18 protein-coding genes and 1 other RNA gene are annotated in these 20915 nt (G+C 55.4%); 7 read left to right on the forward strand and 12 right to left on the reverse strand.

Annotation, left to right across the window (positions count from 1 at the left end; translation table 11 throughout):
* Nucleotides 1-74: 74 nt before the first annotated feature.
* The 3 genes from zapA to ACVWZ0_RS18270 all read left to right on the forward strand — a co-directional run bounded on the left by zapA (nt 75) and on the right by ACVWZ0_RS18270 (nt 1342).
* Nucleotides 75-404 carry a cell division protein ZapA gene (zapA, locus tag ACVWZ0_RS18260; RefSeq protein WP_125287340.1) on the forward strand — a complete coding sequence of 110 codons (330 nt, stop codon included), beginning with the start codon at nt 75-77 and terminating at the stop codon, nt 402-404.
* 41 nt (nt 405-445) lie between these two features.
* A non-coding RNA gene (ssrS, locus tag ACVWZ0_RS18265) (6S RNA) lies at nt 446-630 on the forward strand.
* 82 nt (nt 631-712) lie between these two features.
* On the forward strand, nt 713-1342 hold the full coding sequence (locus ACVWZ0_RS18270; protein WP_253458645.1) for a 5-formyltetrahydrofolate cyclo-ligase: 630 nt from the start codon (nt 713-715) through the stop codon (nt 1340-1342).
* Here the strand turns inward: ACVWZ0_RS18270 and serA are convergent.
* Together serA and rpiA are read right to left on the reverse strand one after the other, a co-directional pair.
* Entirely contained in the window at nt 1336-2571 is a 1236-nt protein-coding gene (serA, locus tag ACVWZ0_RS18275; RefSeq protein ID WP_253458643.1) for a phosphoglycerate dehydrogenase, read from the reverse strand. The genes ACVWZ0_RS18270 and serA overlap by 7 nt on opposite strands.
* 603 nt (nt 2572-3174) lie before the next feature.
* A complete protein-coding gene (rpiA, locus tag ACVWZ0_RS18280) occupies nt 3175-3834 on the reverse strand; it encodes a ribose-5-phosphate isomerase RpiA (RefSeq protein ID WP_253458641.1) in 660 nt (219 codons plus the stop codon).
* 198 nt (nt 3835-4032) lie between these two features.
* Here rpiA and ACVWZ0_RS18285 point away from each other — a divergent pair, with 198 nt between their 5' ends.
* Entirely contained in the window at nt 4033-4929 is an 897-nt protein-coding gene (locus ACVWZ0_RS18285; protein WP_125287336.1) for a LysR family transcriptional regulator ArgP, read from the forward strand.
* Nucleotides 4930-5019: 90 nt separating this feature from the next.
* Here the strand turns inward: ACVWZ0_RS18285 and ACVWZ0_RS18290 are convergent, their stop codons facing one another.
* The 6 genes from ACVWZ0_RS18290 to epd all read right to left on the reverse strand — a co-directional run bounded on the left by ACVWZ0_RS18290 (nt 5020) and on the right by epd (nt 11271).
* Complete coding sequence (locus ACVWZ0_RS18290; protein ID WP_253458639.1) at nt 5020-5739, reverse strand: oxidative stress defense protein; 720 nt, start codon at nt 5737-5739, stop codon at nt 5020-5022.
* Between the two features lie 150 nt (nt 5740-5889).
* The gene (argO, locus tag ACVWZ0_RS18295; protein WP_253458636.1) at nt 5890-6510 is read right to left on the reverse strand and encodes an arginine exporter ArgO; all 621 of its coding nucleotides are present in this window, start codon (nt 6508-6510) and stop codon (nt 5890-5892) included.
* A 179-nt stretch (nt 6511-6689) separates the two neighbouring features.
* Entirely contained in the window at nt 6690-7586 is an 897-nt protein-coding gene (mscS, locus tag ACVWZ0_RS18300) for a small-conductance mechanosensitive channel MscS (protein WP_253458633.1), read from the reverse strand.
* 285 nt (nt 7587-7871) lie between these two features.
* Nucleotides 7872-8951: a class II fructose-bisphosphate aldolase gene (gene fbaA, locus ACVWZ0_RS18305; protein ID WP_253458630.1), complete on the reverse strand. Its 1080-nt coding sequence runs from the start codon at nt 8949-8951 to the stop codon at nt 7872-7874.
* A gap of 90 nt (nt 8952-9041) precedes the next feature.
* Complete coding sequence (pgk, locus tag ACVWZ0_RS18310; RefSeq protein ID WP_253458627.1) at nt 9042-10202, reverse strand: phosphoglycerate kinase; 1161 nt, start codon at nt 10200-10202, stop codon at nt 9042-9044.
* 22 nt (nt 10203-10224) lie between these two features.
* Nucleotides 10225-11271 (reverse strand): erythrose-4-phosphate dehydrogenase, encoded by a 1047-nt coding sequence (gene epd / locus ACVWZ0_RS18315; protein WP_253458624.1) that lies wholly within the window; start codon nt 11269-11271, stop codon nt 10225-10227.
* A gap of 485 nt (nt 11272-11756) precedes the next feature.
* Between epd and ACVWZ0_RS18320 the strand changes: the two genes are divergently transcribed.
* On the forward strand, nt 11757-12485 hold the full coding sequence (locus ACVWZ0_RS18320) for a bactofilin family protein (RefSeq protein WP_253458621.1): 729 nt from the start codon (nt 11757-11759) through the stop codon (nt 12483-12485).
* 98 nt (nt 12486-12583) lie between these two features.
* Here ACVWZ0_RS18320 and tkt read toward each other — a convergent pair whose 3' ends face one another.
* Nucleotides 12584-14575 (reverse strand): transketolase, encoded by a 1992-nt coding sequence (gene tkt, locus ACVWZ0_RS18325; RefSeq protein WP_253458618.1) that lies wholly within the window; start codon nt 14573-14575, stop codon nt 12584-12586.
* Nucleotides 14576-14849: 274 nt separating this feature from the next.
* On the opposite strand from tkt, the gene loiP reads away from it, so the two are divergent.
* Nucleotides 14850-15602 (forward strand): metalloprotease LoiP, encoded by a 753-nt coding sequence (loiP, locus tag ACVWZ0_RS18330; RefSeq protein ID WP_125287327.1) that lies wholly within the window; start codon nt 14850-14852, stop codon nt 15600-15602.
* Nucleotides 15603-15643: 41 nt separating this feature from the next.
* On the opposite strand, the gene speB is transcribed toward loiP, so the two are convergent.
* The 3 genes from speB to ACVWZ0_RS18345 form a co-directional block, all read right to left on the reverse strand.
* A complete protein-coding gene (gene speB, locus ACVWZ0_RS18335; protein WP_253458616.1) occupies nt 15644-16567 on the reverse strand; it encodes an agmatinase in 924 nt (307 codons plus the stop codon).
* 142 nt (nt 16568-16709) lie between these two features.
* Nucleotides 16710-18686 carry a biosynthetic arginine decarboxylase gene (gene speA / locus ACVWZ0_RS18340; RefSeq protein WP_125287325.1) on the reverse strand — a complete coding sequence of 659 codons (1977 nt, stop codon included), beginning with the start codon at nt 18684-18686 and terminating at the stop codon, nt 16710-16712.
* Nucleotides 18679-18780: a hypothetical protein gene (locus ACVWZ0_RS18345; RefSeq protein WP_367317868.1), complete on the reverse strand. Its 102-nt coding sequence runs from the start codon at nt 18778-18780 to the stop codon at nt 18679-18681. Before ACVWZ0_RS18345 ends, speA begins: the two co-directional genes overlap by 8 nt.
* A gap of 626 nt (nt 18781-19406) precedes the next feature.
* Here ACVWZ0_RS18345 and metK point away from each other — a divergent pair.
* Nucleotides 19407-20561 carry a methionine adenosyltransferase gene (gene metK / locus ACVWZ0_RS18350; RefSeq protein WP_253458613.1) on the forward strand — a complete coding sequence of 385 codons (1155 nt, stop codon included), beginning with the start codon at nt 19407-19409 and terminating at the stop codon, nt 20559-20561.
* Nucleotides 20562-20915 lie beyond the last annotated feature (354 nt).

Below are 20915 nucleotides of genomic sequence, written 5' to 3' on the forward strand. Positions count from 1 at the left end.
ATATAGTTGCGCCCCTCCCAAACCATTGAGCGGCAAGGGAGATTACCGGCGAAGTAATCAGTCAGGATGGTTTTATGTCTGCACAGCCCGTAGATATTCAAATTTTTGGCCGTTCCTTAAGAGTGAATTGTCCGCCTGAACAGCAAGATGCGCTGAATCTGGCCGCCGAAGACCTTAATCAACGGTTGCAAGATCTTAAAGTTCGCACTAGAGTCACCAATACTGAACAATTGGTTTTTATCGCCGCGTTGAACATCTGCCATGAGTTAGCGCAGGAAAAGATGAAAACCCGCGATTATGCCAGTAATATGGAACAGCGTATCCGAATGTTACAGCAGACTATCGAGCAGGCATTGCTTGAACAAGGTCGCATTACGGAAAGAACTGGAACGCAATTCGAATAACACGTTAACGTTATCTGTGTTACAGTAACGGTGATGTAAAAAATTCTCTGAGGTGTTTGCAAGCGGGCCAGTCCCCTGAGCCGATATTTCATACCAAACAGAGTGTGGCGCTCTGTAACCTGTGTGCATGCTCGGTCCGTCCGAGAAGCCTGATGGTTATGACGGTACACTCACCTTGAACCAAGGGTTCAAGGGTTACAGCCTGCGGCGGCATCTCGGAGATTCCCTTCTTTACCACCTGCAAAGCCATGTTCTTCCCGGCGCTTTCGGGTTCCCTGCTTTATCCCGCTTCCGACACGGTGAAACTGATGAACCTCAGCCTTCTCGATCGTCAGGATATTCGTACTCACATTCGCCATCTGCGTCGTGACCTGACACCAGAACAGCAGCGCCTGGCCGCCGTAACGGTCGCCGAACATGCGCTAAGCTTCAAACCCGTTCAGCAGGCCCGCAAAATCGCGCTGTTCCTGTCCTTCGACGGCGAACTGGATACCCGTCCGCTGATTGCCAAACTTTGGCAGCGTCATCAGGAAGTTTATCTGCCCGTACTGCACCCTTTTTCACGCGGTCAGCTGCTTTTTCTGCGCTATGACACGGAAACGCTGTTGCAGCCTAACCGTCTGCGTATCCCGGAACCGCCGCTGGATATCCGCAACCTGGCCACGCTGGACGAGCTGGATGTGATAATGGTGCCGCTGGTGGCGTTCGATCGGGCCGGACAGCGTCTGGGTATGGGCGGCGGCTTTTATGACCGCACTCTGCAAAATTGGCCGCAGCACGGCCTGTTGCCGATTGGCCTGGCGCATGACTGTCAGCAGGTAGAAACATTGCCCGTGGCGGAATGGGATGTGCCTTTGCCGGCGATAATTACGCCTTCGCGGCTCTGGCAATGGCAGGAAAAGCGTCCCACGAGCGGGGACGCTTTGCGTCATCAGTAAAGCAGACGAGCGCGAATGGTGCCCGGAATCGCTTTCATCTGCTGAAGCGCGTTGTCGGCCACTTCCTTCGTCGCATCGATATCGATCACCACATAGCCCATCTGCGGCGTGGTTTGCAGATACTGCGCGGCAATGTTGATGCCCTGACCGGCAAAGATATTGTTGATGGCGGTCAGCACGCCGGGACGGTTCTCGTGAATATGCAGCAGGCGGCTCTGCTGGCCATGCATCGGCAGCGACACTTCCGGGAAGTTAACCGCTGACAGCGTCGAGCCGTTATCTGAGTATTTCGCCAGTTTACCCGCTACTTCAATCCCGATATTTTCCTGCGCTTCCTGCGTTGAACCGCCGATATGCGGCGTCAGGATCACGTTGTCGAACTCGCACAGCGGCGAATTAAACGGATCGGCGTTAGTTGCCGGCTCTTCCGGGAAGACGTCGATGGCCGCGCCGGCCAGATGTTTGTCCGCCAGCACTTTGCACAGCGCCGGAATATCCACTACCGTGCCGCGTGAAGCGTTGATCAGCAGCGAGCCGGGTTTCATCATCGCCAGCTCTTCCGCACCCATCATATTCTGGGTGGAGGCCGTTTCCGGCACGTGCAGGCTGACCACATCACTCATATTCAGCAGTTCGGAGAGGTAGCGAACCTGCGTGGCGTTGCCGAGCGGCAGCTTGCTTTCGATATCGTAAAAGTAGACGTGCATCCCTAAGCTTTCGGCCAGCACGCCCAGCTGCATACCGATATGGCCATAGCCGATAATGCCCAGCTTTTTGCCGCGCGCCTCATAAGAGCCGACCGCCAGCTTGTTCCAGATGCCGCGGTGCGCTTTAGCATTGGCGGCCGGTACGCCGCGCAGCATCAGCAGCAGCTCGCCGATGACCAGTTCTGCTACGGATCGGGTATTGGAGAAAGGCGCATTGAACACCGGAATACCGCGTTTTTCTGCGGCCTGCAAATCGACCTGGTTAGTGCCGATGCAGAAGCAGCCTACCGCGACGAGTTTTTCTGCCGCGGCGAAAATCTCTTCGGTCAGGTTGGTACGCGAGCGGATACCAATAAAGTGCGCATCGCGGATCGCTTCTTTCAGCGTTTCGCTGTCCAGCGCGCCCTTGTGAAATTCGATGTTGGTGTAGCCTGACGCCCGAAGATTCTCAATCGCGCTCTGGTGCACGCCTTCGACCAGCAGGAACTTAATCTTGTCTTTCTCCAGTGATACTTTTGCCATTTCCCGACCCTATTCAGCAGACTTCAGAAGTGACTGACTCCGTGAGGAATAAGTCAGCCTTCTGTCAAAATATCAAAATTTACGCGCGCGGCAATACAAACGATTGCCTTGCGGCCAGCACGGCAGCCGAAAGCATCAGCATAAATCGGCAGATAATCATGACACGTGAAGCATCGTCAGCAGGATCGCGAGGCGGGGGTAAATTCCGTGACATAAGTCACCAAATTTGTGGGGCAAAAGAAAAGATGTTTTTTTATAAAAATTAACCGAGGCGATAGCCGCGCCGGTAAGATCGTTTTTTTATGGCTTAGAGCTTAGAGCTTAGAGCTTAGAGCTTAGAGCTTAGAGCTTAGAGCTTAGAGCTTAGAGCTTATCGATTGTGGCCTGGCATTTAGCACCTGGCACTTAGTACTTAGTACTTAGCACTTAGCACTTAGCACTTAGCACTTAGCATTCAGAGCTTACGGCTACAGCTATGACCTGGCGCTTATAGCTATGGCTACAGCTATGACTTAGAGCCTGGCGCTTAAGGTCGCGGCTGACGGCCACGACCTTGATGCACTACCGGCCATTCCCGGCTGGTAAAACGGCCACGCTAATCAGCTAATCGCCCAGCGTTTTTACACCGTTTGCCGTGCCGATCAGCGCCACGTCCGCGCCACGCGTGGCGAAAAGCCCCACCGTGACTACGCCCGGCAGCGCGTTGATGGCTTTTTCCAGCGCGACGGCATCCAGGATTTTCAGATTATGCACGTCCAGGATGACGTTACCGTTATCGGTGACCACCTGCTGACGATATTCCGGCAGGCCGCCCAGCTTCACCAGCTCGCGCGCCACAAAGCTGCGAGCCATAGGAATGACCTCGACCGGCAGCGGAAATTTGCCCAGCACGTCGACCTGCTTGGATTCGTCGGCGATGCAGACGAACTTCTTCGCCACGGCGGCAATGATTTTTTCACGGGTCAGCGCCGCGCCCCCGCCTTTAATCATCTGCATCGCGCTGTTGATCTCGTCGGCGCCGTCAACGTAAACCGACAGGGAATCCACCTCGTTCAAATCGAAAACCGGAATACCTAAGCTTTTCAGCCGGAGCGTGGAAGCCTCCGAGCTGGAAACCGCGCCTTCAATCTCATTTTTAATCGAGCCCAGCGCATCAATAAAGTGGGCGGCGGTCGATCCGGTGCCCACGCCAACGATAGTGCCGCGTTCAACATAGTTTAACGCGGCCCAGCCAACGGCTTTTTTCAGTTCATCCTGCGTCATGGTAAGTTTAGAATCCGTGCTGCTACTGTGTGGCGATAGTATAAAGCAACCCTCGTTGAAAAAACCGCCCTGCGGCGCCATTTGTTGTCACTCTGGAAGAGAGACCGCAAAACCGGGACGCCAGCTTTAAGCGCAGGGCAAAATGGCAAAAATATGGCATAGTGCAGATTCCACACCTGAAAGAGAGCTAAAACAACAATGAAACGCCCGGACTATCGAACGCTTCAGGCGCTGGATGCAGTCATTCGCGAGCGCGGCTTTGAACGCGCGGCGCAAAAACTTTGTATTACCCAGTCAGCCGTTTCCCAGCGCATCAAGCAGCTGGAAAATATGTTTGGTCAGCCGCTGCTGGTGCGCACCGTGCCGCCTCGCCCTACCGAACAGGGGCAAAAGCTGCTGGCGTTGCTGCATCAGGTAGAGCTGCTGGAAGAAGAGTGGCTGGGCGATGAAAACAGCGGCACCACGCCGCTGCTGCTGTCGCTGGCAGTGAACGCCGACAGTCTGGCGACCTGGCTGCTGCCCGCGCTGAAAACGGTGCTGAGCGATTCACCGGTGCGCCTGAATCTTCAGGTGGAAGACGAAACCCGTACCCAGGAGCGCCTGCGGCGCGGCGAAGTAGTCGGCGCGGTAAGTATCCAGCCGCAGCCGCTGCCAAGCTGCCTGGTGGATCAGCTCGGCGCGCTGGATTATCTGTTTGTCGGCTCGAAAGAGTTCGCCGCGCGCTACTTTCCGAACGGCGTGACCCGCTCCGCACTGCTGAAGGCGCCGGCGGTGGCTTTCGATCATCTTGACGATATGCATCAGGCGTTTTTACAGCAGAATTTCGATCTGTCGCCCGGCAGCGTGCCGTGCCATATCGTTAACTCGTCGGAGGCTTTTGTGCAGCTGGCGCGTCAGGGCACGACCTGCTGTATGATCCCGCACTTACAGATTGAGCGCGAGCTGGCGGAAGGCGAACTGATCGATCTGACGCCGGGGCTGTTTCAGCGCCGAATGCTGTACTGGCATCGTTTTGCGCCGGAAAGCCGCCTGATGCGCAAAGTGACCGACGCGCTGATTGCCCACGGCCATCGCGTGCTGCGCCAGGGGGAATAGCGCTCAGGTTGGAGCGGATTTTTGCCTGGCATCCCTGGCAAAGAAAAGCGTCCGGAATGCTTACCGGACGCGGCTTTCAGCAAGCTGAGATTACTGCTTGCGCTGTAGCTCAAACACCACATCCACCTGATCGTCAAAGTGAATGCTCTGCTGCTCGTAGGTTTGCGCGGCCGAGCTCATCGGCGCGGCGTCGGCGGTTTTAAACATTCTCGCCATTGGCATCGGCTGATAGTTGGCTACGTGATAGCGAATGCTGTAAACCGGCCCCAGCTGAGCGTTAAAGCCTTTCGCCAGCTCGCCAGCCTGATGCGTCGCGTTTTCGATAGCGGCCTGCCGGGCTTTATCGCGATAGCTATCGGGATTAGCCACGCCCAGCTCAACGGAGCGGATTTCGTTCAGGCCCGATTTCAGCGCGCCGTCCAGCAGCTCGTTCAGCTTATCCAGCTGGCGCAGCGTAACCTGCACCTGACGCACCGCGCGATAGCCTTTCAGCTCCGATTTGCCGTCTTTCAGATAATCGTATTCCGGCTGCGTACGCAGGTTGGCCGCGTTGATATCTTTTTTATCAATGCCGTTTTTCTGGAGAAAATCAAAATACTGGGCGACACGGCTGTCGGCCTGTTTTTTCGCTTCAGAGGCATCTTTCGACGAGACGCCAACCTCTATCGCCAGCGTGGCAATATCGGGCGTTGCGTCGACGCTTGCCTGCCCGGACGTGACAACATGCGGGCCGTTAGGCAGTTCATCCGCCACGGCGGCAAAAGGCGAGGTAAAAATAAGGGCGGCCAGCGCCAGTTTGGTCAGCTTCAAAGGAGATCCTCCATGGGACTTCAGTCATAGCAGAAGAAGCCGGCCTGACTACGGCGTACCGGCTTCCACAATTTATCCATCAGTTCGCATCTTAGTGCGATTGTACCTGCCAGACTATGACCTTAATTCCTGGAATGAGTTCGGCCGTGTTTACCAGATATTCAGCGCCTGCAGCGCCAGCTTCAGGGCGATCAGCCACATCACCAGCCCCACCAGCAGATTAATAATACGCTGCGCCCTGGTGGTATTGAGACGCGGTGCCAGCCAGGCAGCAAGGATAGCCAGGCCGAAAAACCAGATTAGCGAGGCGCAGGCCGATCCCAGTGCAAACCATTTGCGCGCTTCTGCCGGAAGCTGGCCGCCCAGGCTACCCAGCACCACAAAGGTATCGAGATAGACGTGCGGATTCAGCCAGGTTACGGCCAGCATGGTGGCGATAATGCGCCAACGGCTTTGCTTCATCGCTTCCGATGACGCCAGCGCCACATCGCCGCTGAAGGCGGTACGCAGCGCCCCCCAGCCGTACCACAAAAGAAACAGTACGCCGCCCCAGGTTACCAGGTTCAGCAGCAGGGTGGAATGGGTCAGCAGCGCGCTGCCACCGAACACGCCACCGCAAATCAGCAGGATATCGCTCAGCGTACAAAGCGTGGCGGTCATTAAATGGTAGTGGCGGCGCACGCCCTGGTTCATCACAAAAGCATTCTGCGGCCCCAGCGGCAGGATCAGCGCGGCGCCCAGCGCCATGCCCTGCAGAAAAACGGCAAACATAGAGTCTTCCTCAAACGGTTTCAGCTGGCGGCGAGTGTATAGCGACAGCATCATTAGAGGAAATTGAAGATTCTAATACTCCATAAACTTAGCTAATGATAACGATCGGTAAAAAGGCGAACCGCAGTCCGCCTTTTCTTTTGCATGATGAGCAAGCCGTCAGGCTCAACCGGCTAACATTACTCTGCCTTTGCCTGTACTGGCGCAGCAGTCTGAGCAGCGTCGCTTTTCGCTTCGGCCGTCTGATGCAGGTGCACATCCATCTGCGGATAAGGGATACCGATATTGTTGGCATCCAGTGTGCGCTTGAAGTTCTTCATCAGATCCCAGTATACGTTTTGCAGATCGCCCGCGTTGCTCCAGCAGCGCACCACGTAATTAACCGACGAAGCCGCCAGCTCGTTCAGGCCAATCTGTACGCCCATATCCTGCAGCACGCGAGGATCGGCATCCACCACTTCGCGCAGCAGTTTGAGAACCTGGTCCGCGTCGGCATCGTAGGAGACGCCAATGATAAATTCATTACGGCGAACCGGCTCGCGAGAGAAGTTTACGATGTTGCCGGCGATGATTTTACCGTTTGGCACCACAACGGTTTTGCCGTCCGCGGTTTTCAGCGTGGTAGAGAAAATCTGTACCTGTTGTACGGTGCCCATAATGCCGATATCGATAAAGTCACCGGTGCGGAACGGACGAAAAGTCACCAGCAGCACGCCAGCTGCCAGGTTGGAGAGCGAGCCCTGCAAAGCCAGACCGACGGCCAAACCTGCGGCACCCAGCACGGCGATAACCGACGCCGTCTGTACGCCTACGCGCCCAAGCGCCGCAATCAGCGTAAACGCAATCACGGCATAGCGCACCAGCGCCGAAAGGAAATCGGCTACGGTGGCGTCGATATGACGAGCGCGCAGCACCTTGTTCAGCGTTTTTGAAATGATACGCGCTACGATAGTCCCGATAATCAGGATGATAATGGCCGCTACAATATTTACCGCATAGCTCAGCAGCAGCGCCTGATTGTGTACCAGCCAGCTGCCAGCGCGGTTAACGCCGTCGACTACGTTCAAATCTTCCATTTGCTTATCCTGTTGTTGTTCCCCGCCGGGAAGTAAGCAGACTGCCAGTCCAGGCTGGCATCCCAAACCTCAAGCGTAACTAAAAATGCTGTCTGGTGCCAAATAACGAGGCAAATTAATAATTTGTTACCGCAAAGGCGCTTTTTTTGCAGGGTTTTTAATAAGGGAAAAGCCGATAGCCGCGCCAATATTTACAGAAATGCAGAAGGCAAACTTCGCTGACGTTCTAAAATTTGCCCATAAAAAAAGGCTCCGCGAGGGAGCCTTCTGTTCAGAACGAGAAAATTACAGTACGTCTACCGCGTTCAGTTCTTTAAACGCCTGCTCCAGACGAGTAATCATGGAAGTCTGAGCAGAGCGCAGCCATACGCGCGGATCGTAGTATTTCTTGTTTGGTTTATCAGCGCCTTCCGGGTTGCCCAGCTGCGCCTGCAGATAACCTTCGTTCTTTTTGTAGTACTGCAGGATGCCGTCCCAGGTCGCCCATTGGGTATCGGTATCGATGTTCATCTTGATCACGCCGTAGCTGATAGACTCTTCGATTTCAGCAGCGGAAGAACCGGAACCGCCGTGGAAAACGAAGTCCAGCGCGTTGTGCGCCAGGTTATGTTTTTTGGTCACATATTCCTGAGAATCACGCAGGATGGTTGGCGTCAGCTTAACGTTGCCTGGCTTATACACGCCGTGAACGTTACCGAAAGAGGCCGCGATAGTAAAACGCGGGCTGATTGCGTTCAGTTTTTCGTAAGCGTAGTTCACGTCTTCAGGCTGGGTGTACAGTGCGGAAGCATCCATATGGCTGTTATCAACGCCGTCTTCTTCACCGCCGGTGCAGCCCAGTTCGATTTCCAGCGTCATGTTGATTTTTGACATACGCGCCAGATACTTGCTGCAGATTTCGATGTTTTCTTCCAGCGACTCTTCAGACAGGTCGATCATGTGGGAAGAGAACAGCGGCTTACCGGTTTTTTCAAAGTGAGTTTCGCCCGCGTCCAGCAGACCGTCGATCCACGGCAGCAGTTTTTTCGCGCAGTGGTCGGTATGCAGGATAACCGGCACGCCGTAGTGTTCCGCCATCTGATGCACGTGATGCGCACCGGAGATTGCGCCCAGGATGGCTGCAGCCTGCGGCTTATCGGACTTCAGGCCTTTACCGGCGATGAACGCCGCGCCACCGTTGGAGAACTGGATGATAACCGGCGCTTTAACTTTCGCGGCGGTTTCCAGCACGGCGTTGATGGAATCGGTGCCGACACAGTTAACCGCTGGCAGTGCGAATTTGTTCTCTTTTGCGACTTTGAAGATTTTCTGTACGTCGTCACCGGTGACAACGCCTGGTTTTACGAAATCAAAAATTTTAGACATGTCTTTTGTCCTGTTTCGTCGGCAGTAGGAAAAGATGTTGCGCCTTAAGGGGCAAATCATTCTGGCGGAGGCAGCCCTCCGCCCCAGAGGTTACTGTTTCGCGCGTTCTTCCAGCATAGCTACCGCAGGCAGTTTTTTACCTTCCACGAACTCAAGGAAAGCGCCGCCGCCGGTAGAGATATAAGAAATCTTATCTTCAATGCCGAAGAGGTCGATGGCAGCCAGCGTATCACCGCCGCCTGCGATAGAGAATGCGTCGCTGTCGGCAATGGCTTTCGCCACGATTTCGGTGCCTTTGCGGAAGTTCGGGAATTCAAACACGCCCACCGGGCCATTCCACAGAATAGTTTTGGCTTCTTTCAACAACTTAGCCATGGCTTCTGCGGTTTCGTCGCCAAAGTCCATGATCTCTTCATCATCTTTAACTTCGGAGACTTTCTTCACGGTTGAAGGCGCAGTTTCAGAGAATTCCGTGCCGACGCGGGAGTCGGTTGGCACAGGAATTTTATATTCGTCGCGCAGTTTTTTCGCAGCTTCCACGAAATCCGGCTCGTACAGGGATTTACCCACCTTGTTGTCGATAGCCACGAAGGTGTTGGCGATGCCGCCGCCTACGATCACCGTATCGGCGATTTTCACCAGCGAGTTCAGCACGTCGAATTTGGTGGAAACTTTAGAACCGCCAACCACCGCCACCATTGGACGAGCAGGCTCTTTCAGCGCTTTGCCCAGCGCTTCCAGCTCATCGGCCAGCAGCGGGCCAGCGCAGGCTACCGGCGCAAATTTCCCCACGCCATGCGTGGAAGCCTGGGCGCGGTGCGCGGTGCCGAAGGCGTCCATCACGTAGACGTCGCACAGCGCGGCATATTTTTTCGCCAGCGCCTCGTCGTCTTTCTTTTCGCCTTTGTTAAAACGAACGTTTTCCAGCACTACCAGCTCGCCCTCGGCGATATCAACGCCTTCCAGGTAGTCTTTTTCCAGACGAACCGGAGAAGAAAGTTTTTCTTTCAGATAGTTAACCACTGGCAGCAGGGAGAACTCTTCGTTGTACTCGCCTTCGGTCGGGCGGCCCAGGTGAGAAGTGACCATCACTTTCGCACCCTGTTTCAGCGCGGCTTCAATGGTTGGCAGTGAAGCACGGATACGTGCGTCAGAGGTGACTTTGCCCTCTTTAACCGGCACGTTTAAATCAGAACGAATCAGTACGCGTTTCCCGGCAAGATCCAAATCGGTCATTTTAATTACTGACATGGTGAGTCCTCTCGTTGATTCTCTAAATTTTAAAGGCGCAGTCCGCGCCCTGGCTGAAACCGCTGGCGGCCATGGCTAACGTCGTGTCGAGCATTCGGTTAGCAAAGCCCCATTCGTTGTCGCACCAGACCAGCGTTTTGATCAGGTGCTGTCCGCTGACCCGCGTTTGCGTGCCGTCCACAATGGCACTGTGCGGATCGTGGTTAAAATCAATGGAGACTAACGGTAGTTCCGTATAGTCAACTATACCACTAAATGCTTTTTCTGATGCGTTTCGCAGCAGCGCATTCACCTCGCAGGCCTTTACCGGCGTGCGGACGCTGACGCTTAAATCAATGGCGGTCACGTTGATTGTCGGTACACGCACGGCGATCGCTTCGAAACGGTCATTGAATTTCGGAAAAATACGCGCGATACCGGCGGCAAGGCGAGTATCGACCGGAATTATCGACTGGCTGGCTGCGCGAGTGCGGCGCAAATCAGTGTGGTAAGCGTCAATAACCTGCTGATCGTGCATGGCGGAATGGATGGTGGTGACCGTTCCCGACTCAATGCCGAAAGCATCATCCAGTAACTTAATCACAGGAATAATACAGTTAGTGGTGCAGGAGGCGTTAGAGACGATCAGATCGCTGGCCTTTAGCGCTTTTTCATTGACGCCGTAAACCACGGTAGCGTCAAGATCGTTGCCGCCCGGATGGGAAAACAGGACTTTTTTCGCCCCGGCGGCAAGGTGCGCTTCGCCGTCTTCGCGGCTGCCCCAGACGCCGGTGCAGTCCAGCACCACATCCACGTTCAGCTCCTTCCAGGGGAGATCGGCGATAGCGGCCCGATGCAGAATGCGCACAGGATCTTCGCCTATCCACAGCAGATCCCGCTCCTGACGAACGTCCCATGCAAAACGGCCATGACTGGTGTCATATTTCAGCAGATGCGCCATGCCGGCGGCTTCCGCCAGCTCATTAACCGCCACGACGGTAATCTCCGCGCGGCGTCCGGTTTCATAAAGCGCGCGCAGCACGTTGCGTCCAATGCGTCCAAAACCGTTGATGGCAATACGAACCGTCATATCACTCCTGCATCCAAATTCTGTGCAAAACCGGAGCGTTAGCCTGAGCCAGACGTTCCCGTTTGTACAGGGAATTTTTGCGTTACCGGGCCGTTTTTCCAACGGAAAGAGGTCAGTCCCAATGCTTGTTGAAACGGTTCAGCTACAATAAAGACAATGCGGAATAATTGGAATGCGCCAGATCAATCCACAGTTTAAAAATCTGACCTGCATCACATTTAGATAAGGTTCTGTATAAAAAACAGGCCAACAACGCTCAACAAAGTAGTAAAGTAACTTTTACTGATATTTACTTTCAAGTAACCAGTTAGCGACACGATCAACGGAATTTTCTTACTTTTGCAGGTAAATATCAGAATTTTCTCTCTGACAACCGTTTCCAGGAAGGAGACGCCCACAGCAGAGCGCCGGTAAAAGCGCGGCTGGCTGTAGCGAGATCGGGAAAGATCTGGCGTCCACTCTCTGGTCACTAACCGTGCCGGAATATGAATTACAACTTGCTTTGGTATCTCTGGATTATCTGGGCTTCAGCGCTGCTCGTCTATTCCCTTAGCTGGGCGACAACGCTGTTGCTGATCCGCCAGCATCGGGGACTGTTAATGGCCGCAGCCTCCGCCATTTTTACCTGGCTTGCCTTCAGGAAATTCACGTTAAATAAGGAAATAGCGATGTTCAAACGTAAAGAGAATCCCCGTCAACCCAGCGCTCCGCTGAATTACACTTCGCCCGTGCCGCCCTCTTCCGCTTCGCTAATGGACAGCGAATTTGAAGAAAGCGTCTCTGCCGCAACCGTCGCCAGCGCGCCTGCCACAGGCACCACCACCATCCCGGATACCTGCACCATCGTAGGTGAAATCAGCGCCGCAGGCGATATTCATATCACCGGCAGCGTTAACGGTAAGGTGAATTCAGAAAAAACCGTTTTTGTGCAGAAAGATGGGCGGGTCGAAGGGGAAATCTGGGCGCAGCGCACCGAAATCAGCGGCGAGCTGAAAGGATTATGCTGTAGTCGGGAGGTGGCCATTAACGCCAACGGATTTATGGATGGCACCATCGAGTGCGAATCGCTTTCGATCAACCAGCAGGGTAAATTTTATGGCCAGTCCAAGCCTTATAAGACGGAAAGAGAGCCGGAAAGCAACGTGGTGAAAAGCTTTGCGGAGCCGGTGATACCGCCCAGCCAGGATTTCCATTTGCGGGACACCGCGCAGTAGGTAAAAAGGTTCGCCTGTTTGCACAGGCGAACCGGATTGATTACGGCTTAAGCGATTGCCAGGAAGGTTCACCTGCTTGCACAGGCGAACCCGGTTTATTACAGCAGCTCTTTCGCTTTAGCGACTACGTTGTCTACGGTGAAGCCGAAGATTTCAAACAGCTTCTCGGCCGGTGCCGACTCGCCAAAGGTGGTCATGCCAACCACCGCGCCATGCAGGCCGGTGTATTTGAACCAGTAATCGGCGATACCGGCTTCAATCGCCACGCGCGCGCCAACCGCTTTCGGCAGTACGGCTTCACGATAGGCCGCATCCTGCTTGTCGAAAGCATCGGTAGACGGCATGGACACCACGCGCGCCTTACGCCCTTCCGCGCTCAGCTTCTCGTAAGCACCAACCGCCAGCTCCACTTCAGAACCGGTCGCAATCAGGATCACTTCCGGCGTGCCGTCGCAATCTTTCAGGATATAGGCGCCGCGAGCCACGTTAGCCAGCTGCTCGGCGCTGCGATCCTGCTGCGCCAGGTTCTGGCGGGAGAAGATCAGCGCGGTTGGGCCGTCGTGACGCTCAATCGCATATTTCCAGGCTACCGCAGACTCAACCTGGTCGCACGGACGCCATACGCTCATGTTCGGCGTGACGCGCAGGCTGGCCAGCTGCTCAACCGGCTGGTGCGTCGGGCCATCTTCGCCCAGACCGATAGAGTCGTGGGTATAGACCATCACCTGACGGATTTTCATCAGCGCGGCCATACGGGCAGCGTTACGCGCATATTCCACAAACATCAGGAAAGTGGCGGTATACGGCAGGAAACCGCCGTGCAGCGTAATGCCGTTGGCGATAGCGGTCATGCCGAACTCACGCACGCCGTAGTGAATATAGTTGCCCGCCGCGTCTTCGTTGATCGGCTTAGAACCAGACCACATGGTCAGGTTGCTTGGCGCCAGGTCGGCGGAGCCGCCCAGATATTCCGGCAGCAGCTTGCCGAAAGCTTCCAGCGCGTTTTGTGAGGCTTTACGGCTGGCGATTTTGGCCGGATTGGCCTGCAGCTGCTCAATGAATTTCTGCGACTCGGCCTGCCAGTTTTCCGGCAGCTCGTTTTTGGTGCGGCGCTGGAACTCCAGAGCCAGCTCGGGATAAGCTTTGGCATAGGCCGCGAACTTCTCGTTCCAGGCCGCTTCTTTCGCCTTGCCCGCTTCTTTGGCATCCCACTGCGCGTAGATATCCTGAGGGATTTCAAACGGTGCGTGGTGCCAGCCCAGCTGTTTACGGGTCAGCGCGATTTCTTCGTCGCCCAGCGGTGCGCCGTGGGAATCGTGCGTGCCAGCTTTGTTCGGCGAGCCGAAACCAATTACGGTTTTGCACATCAGCAGTGAAGGCTTGTCGCTGACCGCTTTTGCTTCTTCAACCGCTTTGCGGATCGCTTCCGCGTCGTGGCCGTCCACGCCGCGCACCACGTGCCAGCCGTAGGCTTCAAAACGCTGTGCGGTATCGTCCGTGAACCAGCCGTCGATGTGACCATCAATCGATATGCCGTTATCATCATAGAAAGCCACCAGCTTGCCCAGCTTCAGCGTACCGGCCAGCGAGCAAACTTCGTGCGAGATCCCTTCCATCATGCAGCCGTCGCCCATAAACACGTAGGTATTATGATCGACAACGTTATGGCCTGGACGGTTGAACTGCGCGGCCAGCGTGCGCTCGGCGATAGCCATACCCACGGCGTTGGCGATGCCCTGCCCCAGCGGGCCGGTGGTGGTTTCAACGCCGGCGGTGTAGCCGTATTCCGGGTGACCTGGAGTTTTGGAATGCAGCTGACGGAAGTTCGCCAGCTCGGCAATCGGCAGATCGTAGCCAGAGAGGTGCAGCAGGCTGTAAATCAGCATTGAGCCGTGGCCGTTGGACAGCACGAAGCGGTCACGGTCGGCCCACAGCGGGTTGGTTGGGTTATGGTTCAGGAAATCACGCCATAACACTTCGGCAATATCCGCCATGCCCATGGGCGCGCCAGGGTGGCCGGATTTCGCTTTCTGTACAGCATCCATACTTAATGCGCGAATGGCGTTCGCAAGCTCTTTACGAGAAGACATGTTCTACTCCAGGTCGGATTAAAGGCTTCGCCGTCCTTAACCTATTTTAATCAATGAGTTATCAGGCAAAGCTGCAAAAGACGACCCTCAATGTACATGAAAGAGCAGCCGAATGTACATGGCGAAAAGTGCAAAAAAACAGGGCCATACTTGCGTTTTTCAGACGTTGGAACTATGCATTAGCGCGCAGGAAGTTAACATAGTGCCAGTCTTATTCCCTGCCTTTAACGGCAGGTGTTTGTTTTTATTACCTTGTTATCTAATGGATGGAAATATGAAAATACCCGCTTCTCTGATGGCGCTGGCCGTCGCTACCGCACTGACCGGCTGTCAGAATTTTGACAGCAACGCGCTGTTGCAGTCTGGCGCGCAGGCTTATCAGGCCGCTTCGCTTAGCGACGCGCAGGTAAAAGAGCTGAGCGTAAAATCGTGCGAGCAAATGGACAGCGAAGCGCAGATTGCACCCGCCGACAGCGTTTACACCCAGCGCCTGAATAAAATCGCCGCCGCGCTTGGCGATAACATCAACGGCACGCCTGCTAACTATAAGGTTTACCTGACCAAAGACGTCAACGCCTGGGCGATGGCCAACGGCTGTATCCGCGTTTACAGCGGCCTGATGGATATGATGACGGACAACGAAGTGGAAGGCGTGCTGGGCCATGAAATGGGTCACGTGGCGCTGGGCCATACCCGCCGCGCGATGCAGGTCGCTTACGGCACCACCGCAGCGCGTACTGCGGCCGCATCCGTTGGCGGTATTGCCGCTACGCTGTCGCAGTCGCAGCTGGGCGATCTGGGCGAAAAGCTGGTTAACGCGCAGTTCTCGCAAAAACAGGAGTCACAGGCGGACGACTACTCGTTCGATCTGCTGAAAAAACGCGGTATCAGCCCGCTGGGTCTGGAAACCAGCTTTGAGAAACTGGCGAAGCTGGAAGGCGGCAGCGCGAGCACCATGTTCGATTCTCACCCTTCTTCCGAGTCCCGCGCGGCGCATATTAAAGCGCGCATCGAAGCCGGAAAATAAGCCTGAACAAGGCCAGCCCTGCGGCTGGCCCCTTTCGACGATTACTCGCCTTTATTCACAGCCTGAACGTGCAGCATATCCAGCGCCAGCGTGGCGGCGGCCAGCGCAGTGATATCGGACTGGTCATAGCCCGGCGCGACTTCCACCAGATCCATGCCCACAATGTTCAGCCCTTTCAGACCGCGCACCAGCTTAGTTGCTTTGTCCGAGGTCAGACCGCCGACAACAGGCGTGCCCGTGCCCGGCGCGTGAGCCGGATCCAGACAGTCGATATCAAAAGTCAGATAAACAGGCATATCGCCCACGATCTCTTTCACCTGCGCGATGATATCGTCGACGCTGCGATCGTTAATCTGCGCCGCATCCAGCACGTTGAAGCCCAGCGATGCATCGAACTCGGTGCGAATACCAATCTGCACGGAGCGCGTCGGATCGATCAGCCCTTCCTGCGGCGCGGTGTAGAACATGGTGCCGTGGTCGAACTTCGGGCCGTTGGAATAGGTATCGGTATGCGCATCAAAATGCACCAGCGCCATTTTGCCGAAGTGTTTCGCGTGCGCGCGCAGCAGCGGCAGCGTGACGTAGTGGTCGCCGCCAAAGGTCATCATGCGTTTGCCGTTAGCCAGCAGCTTCTCCGCATGGGCCTGCAATTTGTCGCTCATATCCTGCGAATCGCCAAAAGCGTAAACCAGGTCGCCGCAGTCAACGACGTTCAGACGCTGACGCAGATCGAAATTCCACGGCCAGCGGCAGCCTTCCCAGGCCAGGTTAGTGGAGATCTGACGGATGGCGCCCGGCCCTAAGCGGCTGCCGGGACGGCCGGACGTGGCCGCGTCAAACGGTACGCCGGTGATCACCCATTCGGCGTCGCTGTCGTACGGCTGGAAGTTAACCGGAAAACGCATAAAACCAAAAGCATTGGAAACCAAAGAGTTATCGTACTGGTTGCCCAGAGTATTATACATAAGCCCCTCTCTTGCTGTCGGCCAGGCTGGCCTTACTGTTATAGCTAAAAAAAATCCCCGTCGCGTCGTTAGGCCCGACGAGAAAGGGATTGGGTTCAGGTTGTCAGGCGGAAAAAGCGCCGCCCGACCGCGCGGCTAAGGCTTACTCATCTTCCAGATAAGTGTAGCCGTAGAGGCCCGCTTCAAACTCTTCGATAAACTGCGCGCGCAGCTCATCGTCCAGATCGGATTCGGCAATCTGCTTGCGGAAATGCGTCAGCAGCTCGTTCGGATCCAGCTGCACGTATTCCAGCATGTCCGCTACGGTATCGCCTTCGTCCGACAGCTGCACATCAACACGCCCATCCGCGTAAGCATAAACGTCAACCGCTTCGGTATCGCCGAACAGGTTGTGCATATTGCCCAGGATTTCCTGATACGCGCCGACCATAAAGAAGCCCAGCATCGGCGGATTATCCACGTCGTACTGCGGCATCGGCATGGTGGTAGCGATACCGTCGCCGTCCACATAGTGGTCGATGGTGCCGTCTGAATCACAGGTAATATCCAGCAGCACGGCGCGGCGCTCCGGCTTTTTATCCAGCCCTTCCAGCGGCAGCACCGGGAACAGCTGATCGATGCCCCACGCGTCCGGCATGGACTGGAACAGCGAGAAGTTGACGTAAATCTTATCCGCCATACGCTCCTGCAGCTCGTCGATAATCGGACGGTGCGCGCGGTTACCCGGATCCAGATGCTGCTGAATGTAGTTACAAACGCTCAGGTAAAGCTGCTCGGCCCAGGCGCGCTGCTCCAGATTGTAAATGCCCTGAGAGTAGCCCGTATGGATATCAAACAGATCCATCTGGCTGTCGTGCAGCCATTCACGCAGCGAGCGACGATTGTTCAGCTCGTGCATCTCCTGCCACGTATCCCACAGGCTGATAATCGGGCGAGGCGCATCCGCTGGCGGCGACTCCGGCGTAATAAACTCGTTGCGTTCCACGCCGATGATGTTGGAAACCAGCACGGTATGGTGCGCGGTAACCGCACGACCTGATTCGGTGATGACCGTCGGATGCGGCAGATTGTGCTCCTCACACGCATCGCCGATAGCCCAGATCACGTTGTTGGCGTATTCGTTCAGGCCGTAGTTGACCGAACAGTCGGACTGGGAACGCGTTCCCTCATAGTCCACGCCCAGGCCGCCGCCCACGTCGAAGCACTGGATGTTGACGCCCAGCTTCGCCAGTTCGACATAGAAACGTGCCGATTCGCGTACGCCGGTGGCGATATCGCGGATATTCGCCATCTGCGAGCCGAGGTGGAAGTGCAGCAGCTGCAGGCTTTCCATTCTGCCGGCTTCGCGCATGATCTCAACCAGCTTCAGCACCTGCGTAGCGGACAGGCCAAACTTGGACTTTTCGCCGCCGCTGGACTGCCATTTGCCGGAACCCTGCGAGGCCAGGCGCGCGCGGATGCCAAGACGCGGCACCACGTTCAGGCGTTCCGCTTCTTCCAGCACCAGCTTCACTTCGGTCATCTTTTCCAGCACCAGATAGACTTTGTGGCCCATCTTTTCGCCGATCAGCGCCAGACGAATATATTCACGGTCTTTGTAGCCGTTACAGACGATCACTGAACGGGTCATGCCCGCGTGCGCCAGCACCGCCATCAGCTCCGCTTTGGAGCCCGCTTCCAGCCCCAGCGGCTCGCCGGAGTTGATCAGCGATTCGATCACGCGCTTATGCTGGTTAACCTTGATCGGATAGACCAGGAAATAGTCGCCGCGATAGCCGTAGGATTCCCGCGCGCGCTTAAACGCTGCGTTAATGGAGCGCAGGCGATGCTGTAAAATTTGAGGGAAACAGAACAGCGCGGGCAGGCGTTGCCCTTCGGCCTCGCGCTCTTTAACCAGCCGGGCCAGATCGACGCGCGCTTCCGGCACGTCGGGATCGGGACAGACGCTGATATGCCCCAGCTCATTGACGTCGTAATAATTATTGCCCCACCAGGCAATATTGTAGGTGCGCAGCATTTTGCTGGCATCTTGATCGCTCATGGCCACCTCCTGCATTGAGCGGAGTACACCCTGTTCGCCTGCTGACGAACCCTTAATCATCTTGCTGTCGTCAGACATCGCGAGCCTCGAATTTCAATGATGCGGAACAGTTAACTACTATCGCAGGGAAAACCCACGACAACAACCCATCGACTACCGGGCATCCCAGCATAAAACGCTGAGGAACCGCACCAGGCGATATCAGAAGTATAACATTAAACACGTCGCGGACTCCGGCACCCAGCTGCGCTGAGAAACGAGAAGGAGGAGATTATCGACATTAAATGCCGGCATCACGACCGGCGCTACATCGGCACGGCGCCGAGGCAGGAAAACAGGACAGGAAGAGTCTGCGTGCGCCGGAATGGCGCAATGAACCGGTTGCGATCATGACCGTATTCAGCTCCGCTTGGGGAAACCGGGAGGAAAAGGCCAGCGAAAAGTCCTCTCGCTGACGCGCCTGCCGCTGATACCGGCAAACCCGGCTTACAGCAGCGGCGTTTTATACAATCAGCACGACAGGAATGCAAAATTTAAATGTAAGGAACAACAAGGGACACGGTAATTTTTACAAAATTCCCCGGTTGTTTCCGATAAAAAATGCTGGCAATCTGTTTAACGAGTAACCTAAAATAGCCGTCCAGATGTGAATCCATCTATACTGGTTAACTTCTAAGCGTCTTAAATTAAATTATTGTACTGCTCATGGCTTTGCCTGAGGGGGCGCAGAGAGAGAAAACCGTTTCTTTTTAGCGCTATGCAGTCGATCCCAACCCGTTTCAGTAAGGTAAAGAATAAATGGCTAAACACCTTTTTACTTCCGAGTCCGTCTCAGAAGGCCATCCCGATAAAATCGCCGACCAGATCTCTGATGCCGTGCTGGATGCCATCCTTGAGCAGGATCCGAAAGCCCGTGTCGCCTGTGAAACCTACGTAAAAACCGGCATGGTGCTGGTCGGTGGCGAAATCACCACCAGCGCGTGGGTAGATATCGAAGAGATCACCCGTAATACCGTGCGTGAAATCGGCTATGTTCATTCCGACATGGGCTTTGATGCCAACTCCTGCGCGGTGCTGAATGCTATCGGCAAACAGTCACCGGATATCAACCAGGGCGTGGATCGCGCCGATCCGCTGGAACAGGGCGCGGGCGATCAGGGCCTGATGTTCGGCTATGCCACCAACGAAACCGACGTGCTGATGCCTGCGCCGGTGACCTACGCGCACCGTCTGGTGCAGCGTCAGTCCGAAGTGCGTAAAAACGGCACCCTGCCGTGGCTGCGTCCGGATGCGAAAAGCCAGATCACTTTCCAGTACGATGCGGGCAAAATCGTTGGTATCGACGCGGTAGTGCTTTCTACGCAGCATTCAGAAGATATCGATCAGAAAGCGCTGCAGGAAGCGGTGATGGAAGAGATCATCAAGCCGGTTCTGCCAGCTGAATGGATCAACGCCGGTACCAAATACCATATCAACCCAACCGGCCGTTTCGTTATCGGCGGCCCGATGGGCGATTGCGGCCTGACCGGTCGTAAAATCATCGTGGACACCTACGGCGGCATGGCTCGTCACGGTGGCGGCGCGTTCTCCGGTAAGGATCCGTCAAAAGTTGACCGTTCCGCAGCCTACGCGGCACGCTACGTGGCCAAGAACATCGTGGCTGCCGGCCTGGCCGATCGCTGTGAAATCCAGGTTTCTTACGCCATCGGCGTTGCGGAACCGACTTCCATCATGGTAGAAACCTTTGGTACAGAAAAAATCTCTACCGAACAGCTGACGCTGCTGGTACGCGAGTTCTTCGACCTGCGTCCTTACGGCCTGATCCAGATGCTGGATCTGCTGCACCCAATCTACCGCGAAACTGCGGCTTACGGTCACTTTGGCCGCGAGCACTTCCCATGGGAAAAAACCGACAAGGCCGCACAGCTGCGCGAAGCGGCTGGCCTGAAGTAAGGTTTTACCTATCGCATCAAGGGCACCTAAAGGGTGCCCTTTTTGCTGCCCGCTGGCTGGCAGATTGGTAAACTCCGTATACACTTTTGCAGGCCTTCGTCGCCCCGCATGTTAACGGTTACATCCAGAAACATCAGGCAGCATCTGATAATTAAGAATTTCCAGCCTTAACAAGAGTAGCGGGAATGCGCTATTTTCAGCGCTGTCCGATAGAGGGCCAGCAGGGAACCAGGAGAAGCTATTTAGTGCTATGCCTGAACGGTTATAAAGCGTAAGCGCGTATGAAAACCACTGTTTTCAGAAAGATCTGGTGTGTAACCGATTACACCGTGTGATCGCCCGCACAGTCTTTCG

Source organism: Erwinia sp. TECH1, from assembly GCF_054057575.1.

Excerpts from the sequence above, each read along its gene's own strand:
- zapA (WP_125287340.1), top strand. The coding sequence starts at position 75 with ATGTCTGCACAGCCCGTAGATATTCAAATTTTTGGCCGTTCCTTAAGA.
- ACVWZ0_RS18270 (WP_253458645.1), top strand. The coding sequence starts at position 713 with ATGAACCTCAGCCTTCTCGATCGTCAGGATATTCGTACTCACATTCGC.
- serA (WP_253458643.1), bottom strand. The coding sequence starts at position 2,571 with ATGGCAAAAGTATCACTGGAGAAAGACAAGATTAAGTTCCTGCTGGTC.
- rpiA (WP_253458641.1), bottom strand. The coding sequence starts at position 3,834 with ATGACGCAGGATGAACTGAAAAAAGCCGTTGGCTGGGCCGCGTTAAAC.
- ACVWZ0_RS18285 (WP_125287336.1), top strand. The coding sequence starts at position 4,033 with ATGAAACGCCCGGACTATCGAACGCTTCAGGCGCTGGATGCAGTCATT.
- argO (WP_253458636.1), bottom strand. The coding sequence starts at position 6,510 with ATGTTTGCCGTTTTTCTGCAGGGCATGGCGCTGGGCGCCGCGCTGATC.
- mscS (WP_253458633.1), bottom strand. The coding sequence starts at position 7,586 with ATGGAAGATTTGAACGTAGTCGACGGCGTTAACCGCGCTGGCAGCTGG.
- fbaA (WP_253458630.1), bottom strand. The coding sequence starts at position 8,951 with ATGTCTAAAATTTTTGATTTCGTAAAACCAGGCGTTGTCACCGGTGAC.
- pgk (WP_253458627.1), bottom strand. The coding sequence starts at position 10,202 with ATGTCAGTAATTAAAATGACCGATTTGGATCTTGCCGGGAAACGCGTA.
- epd (WP_253458624.1), bottom strand. The coding sequence starts at position 11,271 with ATGACGGTTCGTATTGCCATCAACGGTTTTGGACGCATTGGACGCAAC.
- ACVWZ0_RS18320 (WP_253458621.1), top strand. The coding sequence starts at position 11,757 with ATGAATTACAACTTGCTTTGGTATCTCTGGATTATCTGGGCTTCAGCG.
- tkt (WP_253458618.1), bottom strand. The coding sequence starts at position 14,575 with ATGTCTTCTCGTAAAGAGCTTGCGAACGCCATTCGCGCATTAAGTATG.
- loiP (WP_125287327.1), top strand. The coding sequence starts at position 14,850 with ATGAAAATACCCGCTTCTCTGATGGCGCTGGCCGTCGCTACCGCACTG.
- speB (WP_253458616.1), bottom strand. The coding sequence starts at position 16,567 with ATGTATAATACTCTGGGCAACCAGTACGATAACTCTTTGGTTTCCAAT.
- speA (WP_125287325.1), bottom strand. The coding sequence starts at position 18,686 with ATGTCTGACGACAGCAAGATGATTAAGGGTTCGTCAGCAGGCGAACAG.
- ACVWZ0_RS18345 (WP_367317868.1), bottom strand. The coding sequence starts at position 18,780 with ATGCTGGGATGCCCGGTAGTCGATGGGTTGTTGTCGTGGGTTTTCCCT.
- metK (WP_253458613.1), top strand. The coding sequence starts at position 19,407 with ATGGCTAAACACCTTTTTACTTCCGAGTCCGTCTCAGAAGGCCATCCC.